Annotated in this window: 1 protein-coding gene; it reads left to right on the forward strand. The window is 61.3% G+C overall.

Translation table 11 applies throughout. From position 1 onward, the window contains the following. Positions 1-238, forward strand: a 238-nt coding sequence (locus SB772_RS45295) for a dihydrodipicolinate synthase family protein (RefSeq protein WP_410839188.1), incomplete at both ends; no start/stop codon positions are given.

Raw genomic sequence — 238 nt, forward strand, 5'->3', positions numbered from 1 at the left:
CCGCCGACCTGCCGATCATGCTGTACAACTACCCCGGCCGCATGAGCGTTTCGATGGGCCGCGAATTCTTCGAGATCGTCACGAAGGCTTCGAAGAACTTCGTTGCGATCAAGGAAAGCTCGGGCCAGACGGGTCAACTGCACATGCTGGCGCGCGAGTTTCCGACTATGTCCGTGTCGTGCGGCTGGGACGATCAGGCGCTGGAATTCTTCGCATGGGGCGCGCGCAGCTGGGTCTG

Origin of the sequence: Paraburkholderia sp. SIMBA_030 (assembly GCF_046535245.1) — a bacterium.
Classification (GTDB): Bacteria; Pseudomonadota; Gammaproteobacteria; order Burkholderiales; family Burkholderiaceae; genus Paraburkholderia.